Here is a 17,322-nt window from a genome sequence, read left to right as displayed (position 1 = left end):
AATGTCATGTCCGAGAAGAAATTGCCCACCCACGCCCGCGTGGTCATCGTCGGAGGCGGCGTTATGGGGGTCGGTCTGGCCTATCATCTGGCGCATGAAGGGTGGGGCGAGGATACCGTCCTGCTGGAAAAAGCCGAACTGACCAGCGGCAGCACCTGGCACGCGGCGGGGCAGATCACCCATTCGACCTCAAGCTTTGGGCTGGGCAAATGTGTGGACTACAACATCGGGCTTTATTCCGGTGCGTTGGAGGCCGAAACGGGCCAGCCGGTGACATGGCATGGCTGCGGCTCGTTCCGTCTGGCCTATACCGAGGATGAGATGGACTGGCTGCGTCATACGCTCTCGGTGGGGCGCTCGCTGGGGTTCAACATTGAACTGGTCGGGCCCGAGAAGGTGGCCGACTTGCACCCGTTCTACAATCTCGACGGCGTGCTGGGCGCGCTGCACACGCCGGATGACGGCCATGTGGACCCGACCAACGTGACCATGGCGATGGCTGCGGGTGCGCGGCAAAAGGGCGTGCGCCTCTTCCGCAATTGCCGCGCCACCAACATCACGCAGGCCGGCAATGGCGAGTGGGTGGTCGAGACGGAGCAAGGTACGATCACCTGCGAGCATGTGGTGAACGCGGGCGGCACCTATGCGCGCCAGATGGGCGAGTGGTCCGGGCTGCAACTGCCGATGACGTCGATGACCCACCATTACTTCGTGACCGAGCCGGTGCCTGAGTTCCAGAACCTGGACACCGAACTGCCGGTGATCCGCGATGACCGTAAGGTCTCGGGTTATATTCGCATGGAGCAGCAGCGCGGGCTGATCGGGATTTACGAGAAAGAGAACCCGAACTCGGTCTGGCATGACCATTGCCCGTGGGAGTACGAGAACTGGCTGTTCGACGCCGATTACGACCGGGTGATGCCGTGGCTTGAGGAAAGCCTGAACCGGATGCCGATCTTTGCCGAACTGGGCATTCAGCGCGACGTGCACGGGGCGATTTCGCATCCGCCGGATGGCAACCCTCTGATCGGGCCTGCGCCCGGCGTGCGGAACTACTGGTGCTGCTGCGGCACGCAGATCGGCATCGGCTGGGGGCCGGGTCTGACCCGCGAACTGGCGCGCTGGATGGTGCATGGGGCAGCGGATATTTCGATGCGCGAATTCGATCCGCGTCGCTTCGGCAGCTATGCCACCAAGGACTGGCAGGTGATCAAGGCCGAGGAAGATTATTGCCTGCGCCACGAGATCCCCTTTCCGCATTTCAACCGTCTTGAGGGGCGTCCGATCAAGCCGTCGCCACTGTATGAGCTGCTGAACTCCAAAGGCGCAGTGCATGAGGAGGTTTATGGGTTTGAGCGCCCCCGCTGGTTCGCGCGGGATGGGGTCGAGCAGCGGGATCACTACTCCTTCCGTCGAACGCCAGCCGATGACATGGTTGCGGCTGAGGTCAAGGCGGTGCGTAAACGCGTCGGCATCATGGATGTCACGGCCTTTACCAAGGTCGAGGTCTCGGGCCCGGGTGCCTATGCCCTGCTGGATTACCTGACCGCCAACCGGATGCCGCAGAAGGTGGGCTCGATCACCCTGACCCATATGTTGAACCGCCGGGGCCGGATCGAGTTGGAGACCACAATCGTCCGCATGGCCGAAGATCGCTTCTATCTGGTCTGCGCCGCTTTCTTCGAACAGCGCCTTCTGGATCACCTGCGCGGGGCAAGAATTTTCGACGAAAATTCTGTCGACATCACCGCCCTTTCCTCCGATTGGTCAGCCTTGTCGCTGAACGGCCCCCGGTCGCGCGACGTACTGGTGGGCTGTACCGATGCCGATCTGACCAATGCCGGCTTCCGCTGGCTCTCGGCGCAGGAAATCACCATCGCCGGCCATCAGGTCTGGGCGTTCCGTATGTCTTACGCGGGTGAGTTGGGGTGGGAACTGCATATGCCAAACGCCGCCTGTCTCGACGTCTACACCGCGCTCTGGGCGGCGGGCGAGCCGCATGGCATCGTAGACTATGGCAGCTTTGCCATGAACGTGATGCGGATGGAGAAGGGCTTCAAAGGCGCAGGAGAACTGACCAACGAAGTCACTCTGGCCGAGGCCGACGTGCTGCGCTTTGCCCGCACCGATAAGGAGTATCTGGGCAAGGACAAGACCCTGAACACCGATCTGCCATGGGTCTGCGCCTATCTGGAAATCGAACCCGATGGCGAGATCGACGGCCATGGCGGTGAGGCCGTCCTGCTGGACGGACGCGTCGTAGGCTCCACAGCGTCGGTGGCCTATGGGCACACGGTCGGCAAGATCCTCGCCTTTGCCTATATCAAACCCGAGGCCGCCAAACCGGGAACGGACCTGCAGGTCGTGATCCACGGCGCGCCTCGCGCGGCGCGGGTGCTGGGCGAACCGGCCTATGATCCGCAAAGCCTTTTGCCCCGGACCGACGCCGCATTGGAGACCGCGTGATGGCCCTGCCCGACACGATGAAAGCCATGGTCACGATGGGCCATGGCGGTCTGGACCAGATGGTGCTGCACTCAGACTGGCCCCGCCCCGCCCCCGCGTCCGGAGAGGTTCTGATCAAGGTCGCCGCCTGCGGTCTGAACAACACCGACGTCAACACGCGCTCGGGCTGGTATTCCAAGACTGTCACCGATGCGACCACCGGCGGTGCCTTCGAAGAGGTCGGCGAAGACGACCCCACATGGGGCGGCGCGCCGATTACCTTCCCGCGCATTCAGGGGGCTGATATCTGCGGCGAAATCGTCGCCGTGGGCGACGGCGTGGACCCGACCCGGATCGGCCAGCGGGTCATCACCGATGGCTGGCTGCGCGATCCGGCTGACCCGGGCAACATGGATAAGACCGGCTATTTCGGCTCGGAACGGGACGGTGGGTTTGCCGAATACGCGACAACGCTGGCGGTGAACGCGGTGCCGATCGCCTCGGACCTTTCCGATGCAGAACTGGCGACCTTTTCCTGCTCCTACTCCACCGCCGAAGGCATGCTGACCCGCGCCAATGTCACCGAAAGGGATACCGTTCTGGTGCCCGGAGCCTCGGGCGGTGTCGGCGGCGCGCTGGTGCAACTGGCCAAGCGCCGCGGCGCGCGGGTGATTGCGCTGGCGTCCGAGGCGAAACATTCCGACGTGGCCGAACTGGGACCAGACAGAATCCTGCCGCGCGCGTCGGAAAACCTGCGCGCGGCACTGGGCGACGAAAAGATCACTGTGGTCGCGGATGTGGTCGGGGGTCCCTATTGGCCGAACCTGATCGACTGCCTCGAACGCGGCGGGCGCTATACCTGTTCCGGCGCCATTGCCGGTCCGATGGTCGAGTTCGACCTGCGTACTTTCTACCTGCGCGACCTGACCTTCACCGGATCAACCGTGATCGACCCGCAGGTCATGCAGAACCTCGTCAAGTATATCGAAGCAGGCGAGATCAAACCCGCCCTCGCCGCGACCTATCCGCTGGAGGAGTTGCGCGAGGCGCAAGCGGCTTTCATCGCCAAACAGCACACCGGCAATATCGTGGTGGTGCCATGACACTGCGGGACGTCCTCGAAGCCGCCCGGCAATTGCATCAGGCCCATCCCGATCTGTCAGCTTTCAGCGCGTGGCCCGATGATCTTACCCCAGCCGAATTGCCCCCAAACGCGATTCCCGCTGTTCGTTTGGTGCACGAGGTCGAGACGGATAACACACCAACAAAGCCGCTGGCCGAGGCGATCCGTGCGAGTGCACATCTGGCGCATTGGAAACAGACCTATACCAAGGAAGAGGTCGGAGCTGACTTCCTGAACCGCTACGGATATTACGAGCTGTTCGGCCCGACCGGCCATTTCCACTCGACCCAACTGCGCGGCTATGTGGCCTATTGGGGCGCTGGCCTGAACTACGACTGGCACAGCCATCAGGCCGAGGAAATCTATCTGACCCTGACAGGTGGCGCCCTGTTCAGGATCGACGGTGCCGAGGCTTATGTCGGGCCCAACCAGACCCGCCAACATGCCAGTTGGCAAAGCCACGCCATGATCACGACCGACGAACCCATCCTGACCTTTGTACTGTGGCGCGGCGCAGGCATGGGCGATCTGCCCCGAATGGACGCCGCATGAAGATCACCCGCATCCGCATCTACCAGACCGCACTGCCCTATGTGGGCGGGGCTTACGTCTGGGGCGCGGGCAACGCGATTGAAGTGGCGACGGCTTCGGTCGTGGTTATCGACACGGATGCGGGGCTGCAGGGCTGCGGCGAATTCACCCCCTGCGGCGAAAACTACATGGTCGCGCATTCTGAGGGTGTCGCGGCGCTGGCTCGTCTGGTGGCCCCGCATTTGCTGGGTGAGGACCCGCGGCAGGTGGCCCGGATCGAGCAACTCATGGATCATCTGGTGCAGGGGCACGGATACGCCAAGGCTCCGGTCGATGCCGCCTGCTGGGACATTCTGGGGCAGGCCTGCGATCAGCCGGTCTGGATGCTGCTGGGCGGCAAGCTGACCGACGGCGCGCCGATGTACCGGGTCGCGCCGCAGAAACCGGTGGATGAGACGGTGGCCGAGATGAACCGATACCGCGATCAGGGCTATCGCCAGTTTCAGATCAAGGTAGGCGGAGACTGGGCCGGTGATATCGACCGTATCCGCGCAACTGTGCCTCTGCTTCAAGCGGGGGAAAAGGCGATGGCCGACGCCAACCAAGGCTGGCGCGTGGACAATGCGATCCGGGTGGCACGGGCGACACACGATCTGGACTACATCCTCGAACAACCCTGCCGCAGTTATGAAGAATGTCAGCAGGTCCGCCGCGTCGCCGAGCAGCCAATGAAGCTGGACGAATGCCTGACCGGCATGCATATGGCCCAGCGGATCGTCGCGGATCGCGGCGCTGAAATCTGCTGCCTGAAACTCTCGAACCTAGGTGGGCTCAGCAAGGCCCGGCGGGTGCGCGACTACCTGATCGAAAACCGCATCCCCGTGGTCAGCGAAGATACATGGGGCGGCGAGATCACGACCTCGGTTGTCGCGCATTTCGCCGCCTCAACGCCCGAGGATTACCTGCAAAACACCACCGACCTGATGAATTATAACACCCGTTCCACCGGACTCGGCGGCCCGGTGTCGCGGGATGGCAAGCTTTACGCCCCGGACACGCCAGGGTTGGGCGTAACCCCGGATTTCGAAAGCCTCGGCGCGCCCGTGGCGGAGTATACCTTATGAAGATCACAATCATCACTGTCTACCAGATCGACCTGCCTCTGGAGCACCCGTACTGGTTGTCCGGCGGGCGGCTGAAGTTCGAAACCCTCGACGCGACGCTGGTGAAGGTCGAAACCGACACCGGCCTGACCGGTTGGGGCGAGGGCACGCCCTGGGGCCACACCTATGTCCCGGCCCACGGCCCAGGCATCCGCGCCGGGATCGAAACCATGGCCCCGTTCCTCCTCGGTCTCGACCCGCGTCAGGTGCTGGAGGTGGAACGGGCGATGGATACCGCCTTGCCCGGCCACCTCTATGCCAAAAGCCCGATCGATATGGCCTGCTGGGATATCGCCGGACAGTCGGCGGGCCTGCCGATTGCCGACCTGATGGGCGGAGGGTCCCGCACCCCGCGCCCGATCGCCTCGTCTGTCGGCGCAAAAACCATCGAAGAAACCCGCGAGGTGATGGACCGCTACCGCAACCGGGGCTACGTTGCCCATTCGGTCAAGATCGGCGGAGATGTCGAACGCGATATCGCCCGCGTCCGCGATGTGGAAAGCATCCGCCGCCCGGGCGAGATCATTCTCTACGATGTGAACCGGGGCTGGACCCGGCAGCAAGCCTTGCGCGTGATGACATCCTGCGAAGACCTAAACGTGATGTTCGAACAACCCTGCGAATCCCTGGACGATATCGCCGCTATCGCCCCCCGCCACGGCTCGCCCGTGTCGGTAGACGAAAGCCTCGTCACCCTGCAGGACGCAGCCCGCATCGCCCGCGACGGGCTGGCCGAGGTGTTCGGGATCAAGCTCAACCGCGTCGGCGGTCTGACCAAAGCTGCTCGCATACGTGACATCGCGTTGGCCCACGGGATCGACATGTTTGTGATGGCCACCGGTGGCTCGGTCCTGGCCGATACCGAAGCGCTGCATCTGGCCGCCACCATCCCCGACGACAACTGCCACGCGGTCTGGGCCTGTCAGGACATGATCACCGTTGACATCGCCGGTGGACGCGGCCCCCGCAACATCGACGGCCACCTGCACCTGCCGGAAACCCCGGGCCTCGGCGTCCACCCCGACCTAGACGCCCTTGGCCCCCCAATCGCCACCTACGAGGCTCCGCGATGATCCGCTCCTTCATCTGTCCAAAAATATCCCGGGGCGTGAATTGGCCGCAGGCCAAGAGAGGGGCTGGCCCCTCTGACGGCGCCACGCCCAAACCCACAGGACGGCCCGAATGAAGATCACCAAACTCACCCTCTGGTCCGTCAACCTGACCAGCCATGAGACCTACCACATGGCCGAAGGCAAAAGCTGCGCCACGGTCAAAGCTCATGTCCTGTGTCTTGAAACCGACACCGGCCTGAGGGGCTGGGGTGAGGTCTGCCCCATCCCCCACTACCTGCCCGCCTATGCCGATGGCGTCCCCGCCGCGATCACCGAGATGGGCCCAGAAATCCTCGGCATCGCCCCTTTCGGAGTCGACGCACCGATGCGCAAGCTCGACGGGGTTCTGCAAGGCCACGCCTACGCCAAATCCATCGTCGATATCGCGCTGTGGGACCTGTTTGGGCAGGCCACGGGCCAGCCGCTCTATGCCCTGTTAGGTGGGCGCACGCGCAAGGACATGCCGCTCTACCATTCGATCACTTGCGTCGCCCCGGATGAGATGGCGCGGATCGCCAAGACGGCCTATCAGACTGGTATCCGCCAGTTTCAGGTCAAACTGGGGGTCGAGGCCGACTGGCAGGCCGATGCCGAACGCCTGACCAAAGTGCGCGAGGCCGTGGGGCCGGGGCCTATCGTCTATGGTGACTGGAACTGCGGCGCGTCGCGCCTGCAGGCCACGCGCACGGGCCGCGCCGTGGCGCATCTGGACGTGATGCTGGAACAGCCCTGCAAAACGCTAGAAGACTGCGCCGCTGTTCGTCAGGCCACCGGTCTGCCAATGAAGATCGACGAAAACGCCCATGATCTGGCCTCATTGCTGCGCGCGCACGAACTGGGTTGCATGGATGCTGTGGCGCTGAAACTGTCGAAATTCGGCGGGCTGTCGGCCATGCGCCGCGCGCGGGATCTGACCGTGCATCTGGGGGCCGAGATCTGCGCCGAATGCACATGGGGCTCGGATATCGTCACCGCCGCCTCGCTGCATTTCGCGGCCTCGACCCCGCACGGGTCGCTCCTCAATACCTGCGATTTGTCCTCCTATGTTGCCCCGCGCCTCTGCCCCGATGCACCCAACCGTGAAAACGGCAGGATTGCTCCGCCCGACGGTCCGGGCTTAGGTGTAACCCCCGACCCCGAAATCCTTGGTTCCCCGATACTGGAGATCGCCTGAGATGCTGAAGATCAACACTCAATCCGAATGGATCGCCCGCGCCAACGAGGTTCTGCCCGCCGGAGGGTTTGGCAATTTCGACCCCGGTATCCTGATCGCCCGCGGTCAGGGCAGCCGCGTCTGGGATGAAGACGGCAATGAATATATCGACTATCTGATCGGCTCGGGCCCGATGCTGCTGGGCCACGGCCACCCCGAGGTGATGGAGGCCGTGCTGGAACAACTGCCCAAAGGCATGACCTTCTTCGCCAATAACAGCAAGGGCGTCGAGCTGGCCGAGGCCATTATCGAGGCCGTGCCCTGCTGCGAACAAATCCGCTTTGTCGCCTCGGGCGGCGAGGCGGATATGTATGCGCTCCGCCTCGCCCGCGCCTATACGGGCCGCGACAAGATTCTGAAATTCGAAGGCGGCTATCACGGGATGAGCGCCGAGGCGCAGATGAGTCTGGCCCCCAGCCGCGAGGTGAATTTTCCGCAACCCGTGCCCGACAGTGCCGGTATCCCGCAGGGCGTGGCCGACCAGATGCTGATCGCGCCCTTCAACGATCTTGAGGCGGTCGCGACCCTGCTGGCCGAACATGATGACATCGCAGCAATCATGGTCGAGCCGTTGCAGCGGATCATTCCGCCTTTGCCCGGCTACCTGCAGGGTCTGCGCGATCTGTGCGACAAACACAACGTTCTGCTGATCTTCGATGAGATCGTCACCGGCTTCCGTCTGGCCTATGGCGGCGCGCAGGAACGATATGGCGTGACCCCCGATATCTGCACGCTGGGCAAGATCACCGGCGGCGGGTTCCCTCTGGCCGCGCTGGGCGCGCGTACCGAGATCATGAAGCATTTCGACAAGTCGCAAGTGGGCGAGGATGGCTGGCTGATGCAGTTGGGCACACTGTCTGGCAACCCGGTGGCCTCGGTCGCGGGTCTGAAAACGATGGAAATTCTGCGACGGGACGGGGCCTATGACCATCTGCGCCAGATCGGCAAGCGTCTGCAGGACATACAGTCGGACGCGCTGACCAAAGCCGGTATCCCGCACCGCATCTGCGGCGACGAGACGCTGTTCGATATCTACTTCACCGATAATACCTGCCGAGATTATCGAACCGCCAAACATGACGACCCGCAACGCAATGTTGTCTACAACGCCACGCTCAGGGCCCATGGCGTGTTCAAGGCCCCCGGCAAGCTCTATCCGTCGATGGCGGTGACCGAGGCTGATCTGGAGCAAACCCAATACGCCGTTCAGCGCGCGGTCGAGGCGATTTGTTAGGGCAAGGCAAAATCAAACGGGCCGCTGTTGCAAACAACAGCGACCCGCTACCTATTGAAGTCGGGGGTCAGCCTCGCCCCCTCGAATACTGAAATAACCACCAACAATCTGAAACTTTTCGATACTTTCGAGGCTGACCCGACTTAACAACTGGTATGCCCTTATACTGCGGTAAGATGGGCCGGGCGACTGTGAAGCAGTTCACATTCGTTAAACATTTACGTGTTTTTCCAGTCAAAGAATCCCGGACCTGCCTGTTTCAGCAGGTTTTCCGCCATAGCGCGGCCCATTTCCGCGCCATCGCTGATCGTGCCGGTGGTGTCGTCGGCAATCGCCTCGGCCCCGTTGGGGCGCAACACCTCGCCGCGCAGGCGCAACTGGCCGTTCTGCAGTTCGGCCAATCCGGCGATGGGCGTTTCGCAGGACCCATCCAGCGCACGCAAAAGCGACCGTTCGGCGGCCAGACGCTGGCTGGTCTCGGTGTGGTGTATTGCCTCGAGCATTTCGGCGGCGCGGCTGTCGTCGCTGCGTCGTTCGATCCCGATCGTACCCTGCGCGATGGCGGGCAGCATGTCGTCGGTCGAAATCGCAGTGGCAGGAACCTCGGCCATGTTCAGGCGGCGGATGCCTGCCATGGCCAGAAAGGTGCAATCGGCCACGCCATCGGCCAGCTTTTTCAGTCGGGTCTGCACGTTGCCGCGAAACTCGACCACTTGCAGATCAGGCCTCCGGTTCAGCAGTTGCGCCCGACGACGCAGAGATGAGGTGCCGACCACGGCCCCCTCGGGCAGATCGTGAATGGACTGAAGGTGGGGCGAGATGAACGCGTCGCGTACATCCTCGCGCGGCAGGAACGTGTCCAGCACCAGGCCCTCGGGCTGTTCGACGGGCATGTCTTTGGTGGAATGTACGGCGATGTCGATATCGCCTTTCAGCATCGCCTCTTCGATTTCCTTGGTAAAGAGCCCCTTGTTGCCGATCTCTTTCAGCGGGCGGTCGGCGTCGATCATGGCGCGGTTGTCGCCGGTGGTTTTGATCACCACGATCTCGAACGCGTCTTCCGGCAAGTCGAACGCGTCGCGCAGCCTTTGGCGCGTCTCATGGGCCTGGGCCAGCGCCAGAGGCGAACCACGGGTGCCGATCTTCAGCGGCGATGCGGGGGTGGGCAGGGTCAAAGTCATGGGCTCAGCTTTAATCGCGTCACATTGCCCTGACAATGGGGGCAGAGCTTGACAAATTGCCACTGAGGCACGACCGGTGGCGCAAACCGATGATTGGGGGGCTGAGATGGCCGAGACAAAGAAACTGCTGCGGGCGCTGGCGGGCGAGGTGCAGGACGTGCCGCCGATCTGGATGATGCGGCAGGCCGGGCGGTATCTGCCCGAGTACCGCGCCACCCGCGCACAGGCCGGGGATTTTCTGTCGCTGTGCTACAATCCCGAACTGGCGGCCGAGGTCACCTTGCAGCCGATCCGCCGCTACGGGTTCGACGCGGCAATTCTGTTCGCCGATATCCTGCTGGTGCCGCAGGCGCTGGGTGCGGATCTGTGGTTTGTCACCGGCGAGGGCCCGCGCCTGTCGACGATCTCGCAGCAGGCGGATTTTGATGCGTTGAAACCGGTTGAGGAGATTCACGAGACCCTGTCGCCGGTATACGAGACGGTACGCATCCTGTCGCGGGAACTGCCGTCCGAGACCACGCTGATCGGTTTTGCGGGCGCTCCCTGGACGGTGGCGACCTACATGATCGCCGGACGTGGGACGCCGGATCAGGGTCCGGCGCATGCGCTGCGAGAAGGGAATGTGGCGCTGTTCGAGGCGCTGCTGGATCGGATCACATTGGCGACGATCGAATACCTGTCGGCCCAGATCGAGGCCGGGGCCGAAGTGGTTAAAATCTTCGACAGCTGGGCGGGCTCGCTGAAAGGCGAGGCGTTCCGAAAATATGCGGTTGAGCCCTGCCGGGTGATCACGCAAGCCATTAAGGCGCGGCATCCGGGTATTCCGGTGATCGGCTTCCCGCGCGAAGCGGGCGAGGGCTATGTCGGCTTTGCCAAGGCGACGGGAGTGGATTGCGTGGCGCTGGACAACTCGGTATCGCCAGACTGGGCGGCCGCGCATGTTCAGGTGGATGGATGTGTTCAGGGCAATCTGGCCTCGTCGCATATGGTGACGGGCGGGCAGGCGCTGGTGGATGAGACGCGCGCGGTTGTCGAGGCGTTTTCCAAGGGGCCGCATATCTTTAATCTGGGGCATGGGATCACGCCGGATGCGGATCCTGAGAATGTTCAGTTGATGATCGATACGGTGCGCGGGCGGTAAGCAGGGCGAAGGGGGCCAGCCCCCTTCTTGGCCTGCGGCCAATTCATCCCCCGGGATATTTTTGGACAGATGAAGGGCGGATCAGTCACTTTTGGCGAGGTCGGTGAGGATTTCCTGGGTGTGTTCGCCGCGTTTTGGGCTGGGTTTTAGGTGCCAGTTGTAGGTTGAGAAGCGAGGGGCTGCTGCTGCTTGCAGGGCTCCGTCGGGCTCTAACCAAGTGTTTCGGGCTGCGTTCATCGGATGCGCCTGTGCCTGTTCGGGGGTGAGGACCGGGGCGACGCAGGCGTCTGATCCATCGAAGCAGTCTTCCCAATGCGCGCGCGGGTGCCCGGCGAAGATTTCTGTCAGGCGTTGGGTCAGGGTTGGCCAGCGGGTGCGGTCGTATTGCTGCTGGAAGTCAGGGTCATCGGACAGGCCCATGATCTGCAGGAATTCGGTGTAGAATTTGGGTTCCAGGCATTGGACGGTGATGAATTCTCCGTCGGCGCAGGTGTAGGTGCGGCTCCAGTGTGGGCCGTCGAGCAAGCTTTGGCCGCGTGTGTCGTTCAGGTTGCCGGTTTGGCGCAGGCTCATTAGAAGATTCATCATATGGGCCGAGCCGTCATAGATAGCGGCATCGACGATGGTGCCCTGACCGGTTCGTTGTGCGTTGAGCAGCCCCGCCAGAAGGCCCGTGACCAGATACATTGCGCCACCGCCGATATCGCCCACCAGCGTCGCGGGCGTTTGCGGCGGTTGGCCGGGGGGCGAGCCGTACCACAGCGCGCCGGACAGGGCGATGTAGTTCAGGTCATGCCCGGCGGTGTCGGACAGCGGGCCGTTCTGGCCCCAGCCGGTCATTCGGCCATAGACCAGCTTTGGATTCAGCGCCTGACAGGTCTCGGGGCCGAGACCCAGCTTTTCCATAACGCCGGGGCGGAACCCTTCGATCAGCGCATCCCCGGTTGCGATCAGGCGTTTGGCGGTGGTCAGGTCACTTGTGTCTTTAAGGTCCAGCGCGATGGAGCGTTTGCCGCGATCCAGAACGGAGCGTTCGGGAGTGACGGGCGCAGCGGCTCCGCCTTTGCGGTGGATGGTGATCACGTCCGCGCCCAGATCGGCCAGCAGCATGGCGGCAAACGGGCCGGGCCCGAGGGCCTCGATTTCGATGATGCGCAATCCGTTCAGCATGGGGTCCTCCGTCATTCATAACCTTTCGGGCGAAAGGATGGATTGCAAGCGCCGCGCGTTCCGGATGATGGCATCTGGCGGTTCAGCGGCCATGTCCGAATTGATCCGGCGCTAAAAATGCGCAGGTCCTTGTGCGGAATTGCCCTGTTCCGTCGGCAAGCGGCGCGATAGGGTCCGTGGCCAGAACGGGGAACATGCATGACCACCATTTTGTCCATCAAGGACCTGCGCAAATCATATGCGGACGGATTTGAGGCGCTGAAAGGCGTGTCGCTGGATATTGAAGAAGGCGAGATCCTCGCCCTTTTGGGGCCAAACGGCGCGGGCAAGACCACCCTGATCTCGACCATCTGCGGCATCACAACGCCGACCTCGGGATCGGTGACTGTCGGCGGCCATGACATCCAGACCGAATTTCGCGCCGCGCGCCGGATGATCGGGCTGGTGCCGCAGGAGATTGCGCTGGAGCCGTTCGAGAAGGTGTGGAACACGGTGCGGCTGTCGCGCGGGCTGTTCGGTTATGGCCGGGATGATGCGCGGATCGAAGAGATCCTGCGCAAGCTGTCCCTGTGGGACAAACGCAAGAACGCCATCAAAGAGTTGTCGGGCGGCATGAAGCGTCGGGTGCTGATCGCCAAGGCGTTGGCACATGAGCCGCGCGTTTTGTTTCTGGACGAACCCACCGCCGGGGTCGACGTGGAACTGCGCAAGGATATGTGGGAGATCGTGGCCGAACTGAAACGCTCGGGCGTCACCATCATTCTGACCACGCACTATATCGAAGAGGCCGAAGCCATCGCTGACCGTGTTGGCGTCATCGACAAGGGTGAGTTGCTGCTGGTGCAGGACAAGGACACGCTGATGGCGCAGATGGGCCAGAAGCAGATCGAGGTTATGCTGACCGTACCCATCGCGGTAATTCCCGACGTTTTGGCGGTACACAACCTGGCTCTGAACGGCGATGGCGATGCGCTGGTCTACACCTATGACACTCATGCGGATCGCACTGGCATCACCACTTTGCTAAATGATGTCGCCAAGGCCGGGTTGGTGCTGCGCGACGTGCAGACGCGGCAATCCAGCCTTGAAGAGATTTTTGTCACTCTGGTTTCGGGAGAGGCCGCATGAACTGGGCTGCCGTTGCCGCCATCTACCGGTTCGAGATGGCCCGGTTCTTCCGCACGCTGGCGCAAAGCTTCCTGTCGCCGGTCCTTTCGACCTCGCTTTATTTCGTGGTGTTCGGCACAGCCATCGGCAGCCGCATTCAGGAGGTTGAAGGGGTCAGCTACGGCGCATTCATCGTACCCGGTCTGATCATGTTGTCGGTCGTGATGCTGTCGATCTCGAACGCCTCATTCGCGATCTACTTTCCCAAGTTTCTGGGCACGATCTACGAGTTGCTCTCGGCCCCGGTGGATTTCATCGAGATTGTGATCGGCTATGTGGGGGCTGCGGCGACGAAATCGCTGTTTGTCGGTCTGGTAATCCTGATCACCGCCACCTTCTTTGTGGACATCCAGATCGCGCACCCCTTTGCGATGGCGGCGTTTCTGATCCTGTCCTGCCTCAGCTTTTCGCTGCTGGGGTTCATCATCGGCATCTGGGCCAGCAATTTCGAACAGATGTCGCTGGTGCCGCAGCTTGTGGTGACGCCACTGATCTTTCTGGGGGGCACGTTCTATTCGATCTCGATGCTGCCGCCGCTGTGGCAGACCATCACCTTGTTCAACCCGGTGGTCTATCTGATTTCGGGGTTCAGGTGGTCGTTCTACGGGCTGGCGGACGTGCCGATTGCGCTCAGCCTGCTGGCCATTCTGGCCTTTACCGGGCTGTGTCTGGGGATGATCTGGTGGATCTTCAAAACCGGCTGGCGCATTCGTAACTAAAGGCTCCGGCGGCGTTGCATTTTTGCCGATCAGCATCGGGAAATTGGGTCACGTCGGGTTTAACGGTTCGCGGATATCTTGTTTACCGGTTGGGCGCACTCTACATGGGCATCCATGAAACTCAGCCTGCCGTTTGTCAAAAAGCAACCCGTTGTGGCCGTCGTGCGCCTGTCCGGTGCCATCGGTATGTCTGGCCGCGGGTCGCTGAACGACCTTGCGCTGACCCCCGTTTTGGAAAAGGCCTTTCGCAAGGGCAAGCCTGTGGCTGTCGCGCTTGAGGTCAACTCGCCCGGCGGCTCGCCGGTGCAAAGTTCGCTGATCGGTGCGCGTATCCGGCGGCTCTCCGAGGAACTGGATATCCCCGTTATTGCTTTTGTCGAGGATGTTGCGGCCTCGGGCGGTTACTGGCTGGCGGCAGCGGCGGATGAGATTTTTGCCGACGAAAGCTCGGTTCTGGGTTCGATCGGCGTGATCTCGGCCGGGTTTGGGGCGCATATCTTTCTGGCGCGGCAGGGGATCGAACGGCGGGTGCATACGGCGGGTAAATCGAAATCCATGCTCGACCCGTTTTCGCCGGAAAAGGAAGAGGATGTCGCGCGCCTCAAGGGCCTGTTGGGCGATATTCACGAGAATTTTATCGCCCATGTCAAAGCCCGGCGCGGCGACAAGCTGGATCAGAGCGCGGACCTGTTCACCGGTGAAATCTGGCTTGCCCGGCGTGCGCAGGAACTGGGCCTGATCGACGGCATCGCGCATCTGAAGCCCCAGATGCAGGAACGGTTCGGCGACAAGGTCAAATTCCGCCGCTACGGGCTGCGCAAACCCTTCTGGTCGCGGCTTGGGGCCTCGGTGGCGCAGGACGCCATTGCGGGGTTAGAGGAGCGGGCGGCCTACGCGCGTTTCGGTTTGTGACGTGATCATCAAGGCCGTCACCCTGTTTCTGATTGCCATGGGCGTTCTGGCCATGTTCGGCAAGTTGCGCTTTCCGGGGCAAAAGAAGCTGAGCTCGGCCAAATGCCCCCGCTGCGGACGGTTCCGCATCGGCAAAGGCCCCTGCGCCTGCGGAAAAGGGGGCCGGACATGACCGCATGGCTGTTATCCGGTCTGGGGCTGGTGATCCTGCTGCTGGCAGGAGACGCATTGGTGCGCGGTGCGGTGAACCTGAGCCTGCGGCTGGGCGTGCCGGCATTGATCGTCAGCCTGACCATCGTGGCCTTTGGCACCTCGGCGCCCGAGCTTTTGATCGCCATCAGCGCGCTCAAGGAAAACGCGCCGGGCATTGCGCTGGGCAACGTGGTCGGGTCGAACACGGCCAACATCCTGCTGGTGCTGGGCCTGCCCGCACTTCTGGCGACGCTGCACACCAGCGAATGTGACAGCCGCAAGAACTATGTGTTCATGCTGTTGGCGACGGTCCTGTTCATCGGTCTGGCCTTCTGCGGGGTCTTCAACCTGATCAGCGGGGCCGTCTTGCTGACGGCGCTGGCGCTGGTGCTGGGCAACGCCTTTCGCGAGGCGAAACGCCACCGCGCCGCCTGTGGTCCGGCCTGCGAGGACGATGAGGAACTGGACGGCCTGGAAGAGGCCGACCCCAACATGCCCTACTGGAAAGTGTCGATCTACCTGATCCTGGGGCTGGTCGGTTTGCCGATGGGCGCGCATCTGCTGGTGGACAACGCCACCGTCATCGCGCGCACCTATGGGGTCAGTGAAACGGTGATCGGTCTGACTCTGATCGCGGTGGGGACATCTCTGCCCGAGCTTGCAACCACGATGATGGCCGCGCTGCGCCGGCAGGCCGATGTGGCGCTGGGCAATGTGATCGGGTCGAACATGTTCAACCTGCTGGCCATCGTCGGCATCGCCACATGGTTCGGCAATATCCCGGTCGATCCCGAGTTCCTGTATTTCGACTTGTGGGTAATGCTGGGGGCCTCGTTGCTTTTGATCCCCTTCGTGTTTTTCAAACAGGATATCACCCGCGGCTGGGGTCTGGCATTGACTTTCCTTTATGCGCTTTATGTCACCACCCTGCTGGTGTGATCTGACGGAACGAGGTGATCCATGACCCGAGCTCTAGTGACCGGTGCCGGAATTCGTCTCGGTCGGGCCATGGCCGAGTATCTGGCGGGTCGCGGCTATGATGTCGCCGTGCACTACGCGACCTCGGAACAACCGGCGCAGGACACCGTATCAGATATTCGCGCGCTGGGCCGTCAGGCTGTCGCGCTGCAGGCCGATCTGCTGGACGAGGCACAGGTGACATCCCTGCTGCCCCGCGCCGCCGAGGCGTTGGGCGGGCCGATCACCTGTCTGGTGAACAATGCCTCGATCTTTGAATACGACACGATCCAAACGGCCACCCGCGAAAGCTGGGACCGCCATCTGGACAGCAACCTGCGCGCGCCCTTTGTGCTGACTCAGGCCATGGCCGCGCAGGGTCTGCAGCCCGACACCGATGCCAATGGCGAGCCGGTCGCCACCGGCCTGATCGTCAACATGGTCGACATGCGGGTGCGCAAACTGACGCCCGAGTTCATGACCTACACCATCGCCAAGATGGGCCTGTGGGCGCTGACCCGCACAGCGGCGCAGGCGCTGACCCCGGCCATTCGCGTCAACGCCATCGGGCCGGGCCCGACCATGCAGGGCCACCGCCAAAGCGCCGAGCACTTTAACGCGCAACGGGCAAACACGGTTCTGGAACGCGGTGCAAACCCGTCTGATATCACCGCCGCGCTGGGGTATTTTCTGGACGCAGATGCCGTCACCGGGCAGTTATTATGCGTTGACGGAGGTCAGCATCTGGGGTGGCAGACACCGGACGTTCTGGGCGTAGAATAGACATATTCGCCGCAAGTTTTGCACCGCTCTCATTTCCGTTACATGCGCGTTACAAAATTGTATTGTTTTTCATATACTTGTCTTGTGAGTAAATTTTTTATCAAATAAATCAATTGGTTACAATATTGCCTGTTTTTTGGGCAACTCAAGGAAAAGGTAAGAAAACAAGGAAGATTCCCGGGCCCGGAAAACTTATCTTCATACTTATCCACATAATCCGTGGATTTGTTTTCCCTTGATCCGAAGCGCTCAAGATTGCAGCCAGTGGCAGAGAATCAT

16 protein-coding genes are annotated in these 17,322 nt (G+C 62.1%); 14 read left to right on the top strand and 2 right to left on the bottom strand.

The genetic code is table 11. The features are described from left to right. The first annotated feature begins 6 nt into the window (after positions 1 to 6). The 7 genes from ACR0NJ_RS14060 to ACR0NJ_RS14030 all read left to right on the top strand — a co-directional run bounded on the left by ACR0NJ_RS14060 (position 7) and on the right by ACR0NJ_RS14030 (position 8,821). Positions 7 to 2,466: an FAD-dependent oxidoreductase gene (locus tag ACR0NJ_RS14060; protein WP_480817757.1), complete on the top strand. Its 2,460-nt coding sequence runs from the start codon at positions 7 to 9 to the stop codon at positions 2,464 to 2,466. Beyond that, complete coding sequence (locus ACR0NJ_RS14055) at positions 2,466 to 3,548, top strand: alcohol dehydrogenase family protein (protein WP_480817756.1); 1,083 nt, start codon at positions 2,466 to 2,468, stop codon at positions 3,546 to 3,548. The genes ACR0NJ_RS14060 and ACR0NJ_RS14055 overlap by 1 nt, the downstream gene beginning before the upstream one ends. Next, a complete protein-coding gene (locus tag ACR0NJ_RS14050) occupies positions 3,545 to 4,120 on the top strand; it encodes a dimethylsulfonioproprionate lyase family protein (protein WP_480817755.1) in 576 nt (191 codons plus the stop codon). The genes ACR0NJ_RS14055 and ACR0NJ_RS14050 overlap by 4 nt, the downstream gene beginning before the upstream one ends. Continuing rightward, positions 4,117 to 5,223, top strand: a complete 1,107-nt coding sequence (locus ACR0NJ_RS14045; RefSeq protein ID WP_480817754.1) for a mandelate racemase/muconate lactonizing enzyme family protein — start codon at positions 4,117 to 4,119, stop codon at positions 5,221 to 5,223. Before ACR0NJ_RS14050 ends, ACR0NJ_RS14045 begins: the two co-directional genes overlap by 4 nt. Next, on the top strand, positions 5,220 to 6,335 hold the full coding sequence (locus ACR0NJ_RS14040; RefSeq protein WP_480817753.1) for a mandelate racemase/muconate lactonizing enzyme family protein: 1,116 nt from the start codon (positions 5,220 to 5,222) through the stop codon (positions 6,333 to 6,335). The genes ACR0NJ_RS14045 and ACR0NJ_RS14040 overlap by 4 nt, the downstream gene beginning before the upstream one ends. 109 nt (positions 6,336 to 6,444) lie before the next feature. Then, positions 6,445 to 7,548 carry a mandelate racemase/muconate lactonizing enzyme family protein gene (locus ACR0NJ_RS14035; protein WP_480817752.1) on the top strand — a complete coding sequence of 368 codons (1,104 nt, stop codon included), beginning with the start codon at positions 6,445 to 6,447 and terminating at the stop codon, positions 7,546 to 7,548. Position 7,549: 1 nt separating this feature from the next. Further along, on the top strand, positions 7,550 to 8,821 hold the full coding sequence (locus ACR0NJ_RS14030; RefSeq protein ID WP_480817751.1) for an aspartate aminotransferase family protein: 1,272 nt from the start codon (positions 7,550 to 7,552) through the stop codon (positions 8,819 to 8,821). A gap of 218 nt (positions 8,822 to 9,039) precedes the next feature. Here ACR0NJ_RS14030 and hemC read toward each other — a convergent pair whose 3' ends face one another. Further along, positions 9,040 to 10,002, bottom strand: a complete 963-nt coding sequence (gene hemC / locus ACR0NJ_RS14025; RefSeq protein WP_480817750.1) for a hydroxymethylbilane synthase — start codon at positions 10,000 to 10,002, stop codon at positions 9,040 to 9,042. A gap of 106 nt (positions 10,003 to 10,108) precedes the next feature. On the opposite strand from hemC, the gene hemE reads away from it, so the two are divergent. Beyond that, positions 10,109 to 11,143 carry a uroporphyrinogen decarboxylase gene (hemE, locus tag ACR0NJ_RS14020; RefSeq protein WP_480817749.1) on the top strand — a complete coding sequence of 345 codons (1,035 nt, stop codon included), beginning with the start codon at positions 10,109 to 10,111 and terminating at the stop codon, positions 11,141 to 11,143. A gap of 81 nt (positions 11,144 to 11,224) precedes the next feature. On the opposite strand, the gene ACR0NJ_RS14015 is transcribed toward hemE, so the two are convergent. Next, a complete protein-coding gene (locus ACR0NJ_RS14015; RefSeq protein ID WP_480817748.1) occupies positions 11,225 to 12,313 on the bottom strand; it encodes a CaiB/BaiF CoA transferase family protein in 1,089 nt (362 codons plus the stop codon). A 198-nt stretch (positions 12,314 to 12,511) separates the two neighbouring features. On the opposite strand from ACR0NJ_RS14015, the gene ACR0NJ_RS14010 reads away from it, so the two are divergent. The 6 genes from ACR0NJ_RS14010 to ACR0NJ_RS13985 all read left to right on the top strand — a co-directional run bounded on the left by ACR0NJ_RS14010 (position 12,512) and on the right by ACR0NJ_RS13985 (position 17,043). Beyond that, on the top strand, positions 12,512 to 13,441 hold the full coding sequence (locus tag ACR0NJ_RS14010; protein WP_480817747.1) for an ABC transporter ATP-binding protein: 930 nt from the start codon (positions 12,512 to 12,514) through the stop codon (positions 13,439 to 13,441). Next, positions 13,438 to 14,199, top strand: a complete 762-nt coding sequence (locus tag ACR0NJ_RS14005) for an ABC transporter permease (RefSeq protein WP_480817746.1) — start codon at positions 13,438 to 13,440, stop codon at positions 14,197 to 14,199. Before ACR0NJ_RS14010 ends, ACR0NJ_RS14005 begins: the two co-directional genes overlap by 4 nt. Before the next feature lie 114 nt (positions 14,200 to 14,313). Continuing rightward, entirely contained in the window at positions 14,314 to 15,111 is a 798-nt protein-coding gene (locus ACR0NJ_RS14000; RefSeq protein WP_480817745.1) for a S49 family peptidase, read from the top strand. A gap of 1 nt (position 15,112) precedes the next feature. Next, complete coding sequence (locus tag ACR0NJ_RS13995) at positions 15,113 to 15,283, top strand: hypothetical protein (protein WP_480817744.1); 171 nt, start codon at positions 15,113 to 15,115, stop codon at positions 15,281 to 15,283. Further along, positions 15,280 to 16,242 carry a calcium/sodium antiporter gene (locus tag ACR0NJ_RS13990; RefSeq protein WP_480817743.1) on the top strand — a complete coding sequence of 321 codons (963 nt, stop codon included), beginning with the start codon at positions 15,280 to 15,282 and terminating at the stop codon, positions 16,240 to 16,242. Before ACR0NJ_RS13995 ends, ACR0NJ_RS13990 begins: the two co-directional genes overlap by 4 nt. A gap of 21 nt (positions 16,243 to 16,263) precedes the next feature. Continuing rightward, positions 16,264 to 17,043: an SDR family oxidoreductase gene (locus ACR0NJ_RS13985; protein ID WP_480817742.1), complete on the top strand. Its 780-nt coding sequence runs from the start codon at positions 16,264 to 16,266 to the stop codon at positions 17,041 to 17,043. Positions 17,044 to 17,322 lie beyond the last annotated feature (279 nt).

Source organism: Ruegeria sp. F11, assembly GCF_056533855.1.
The sequence above is the reverse complement of the archived record's forward strand: the minus strand, read 5'-3'. Positions and strand labels throughout refer to the sequence as shown.

Coding starts and splice junctions, on each gene's coding strand:
- ACR0NJ_RS13990 (WP_480817743.1), top strand. CDS start 15,280: ATGACCGCATGGCTGTTATCCGGTCTGGGGCTGGTGATCCTGCTGCTG.
- ACR0NJ_RS13985 (WP_480817742.1), top strand. CDS start 16,264: ATGACCCGAGCTCTAGTGACCGGTGCCGGAATTCGTCTCGGTCGGGCC.
- ACR0NJ_RS14040 (WP_480817753.1), top strand. CDS start 5,220: ATGAAGATCACAATCATCACTGTCTACCAGATCGACCTGCCTCTGGAG.
- ACR0NJ_RS14030 (WP_480817751.1), top strand. CDS start 7,550: ATGCTGAAGATCAACACTCAATCCGAATGGATCGCCCGCGCCAACGAG.
- ACR0NJ_RS14005 (WP_480817746.1), top strand. CDS start 13,438: ATGAACTGGGCTGCCGTTGCCGCCATCTACCGGTTCGAGATGGCCCGG.
- ACR0NJ_RS14050 (WP_480817755.1), top strand. CDS start 3,545: ATGACACTGCGGGACGTCCTCGAAGCCGCCCGGCAATTGCATCAGGCC.
- ACR0NJ_RS14045 (WP_480817754.1), top strand. CDS start 4,117: ATGAAGATCACCCGCATCCGCATCTACCAGACCGCACTGCCCTATGTG.
- ACR0NJ_RS14035 (WP_480817752.1), top strand. CDS start 6,445: ATGAAGATCACCAAACTCACCCTCTGGTCCGTCAACCTGACCAGCCAT.
- ACR0NJ_RS14015 (WP_480817748.1), bottom strand. CDS start 12,313: ATGCTGAACGGATTGCGCATCATCGAAATCGAGGCCCTCGGGCCCGGC.
- ACR0NJ_RS14010 (WP_480817747.1), top strand. CDS start 12,512: ATGACCACCATTTTGTCCATCAAGGACCTGCGCAAATCATATGCGGAC.
- ACR0NJ_RS14060 (WP_480817757.1), top strand. CDS start 7: ATGTCCGAGAAGAAATTGCCCACCCACGCCCGCGTGGTCATCGTCGGA.
- hemC (WP_480817750.1), bottom strand. CDS start 10,002: ATGACTTTGACCCTGCCCACCCCCGCATCGCCGCTGAAGATCGGCACC.
- hemE (WP_480817749.1), top strand. CDS start 10,109: ATGGCCGAGACAAAGAAACTGCTGCGGGCGCTGGCGGGCGAGGTGCAG.
- ACR0NJ_RS14000 (WP_480817745.1), top strand. CDS start 14,314: ATGAAACTCAGCCTGCCGTTTGTCAAAAAGCAACCCGTTGTGGCCGTC.
- ACR0NJ_RS14055 (WP_480817756.1), top strand. CDS start 2,466: ATGGCCCTGCCCGACACGATGAAAGCCATGGTCACGATGGGCCATGGC.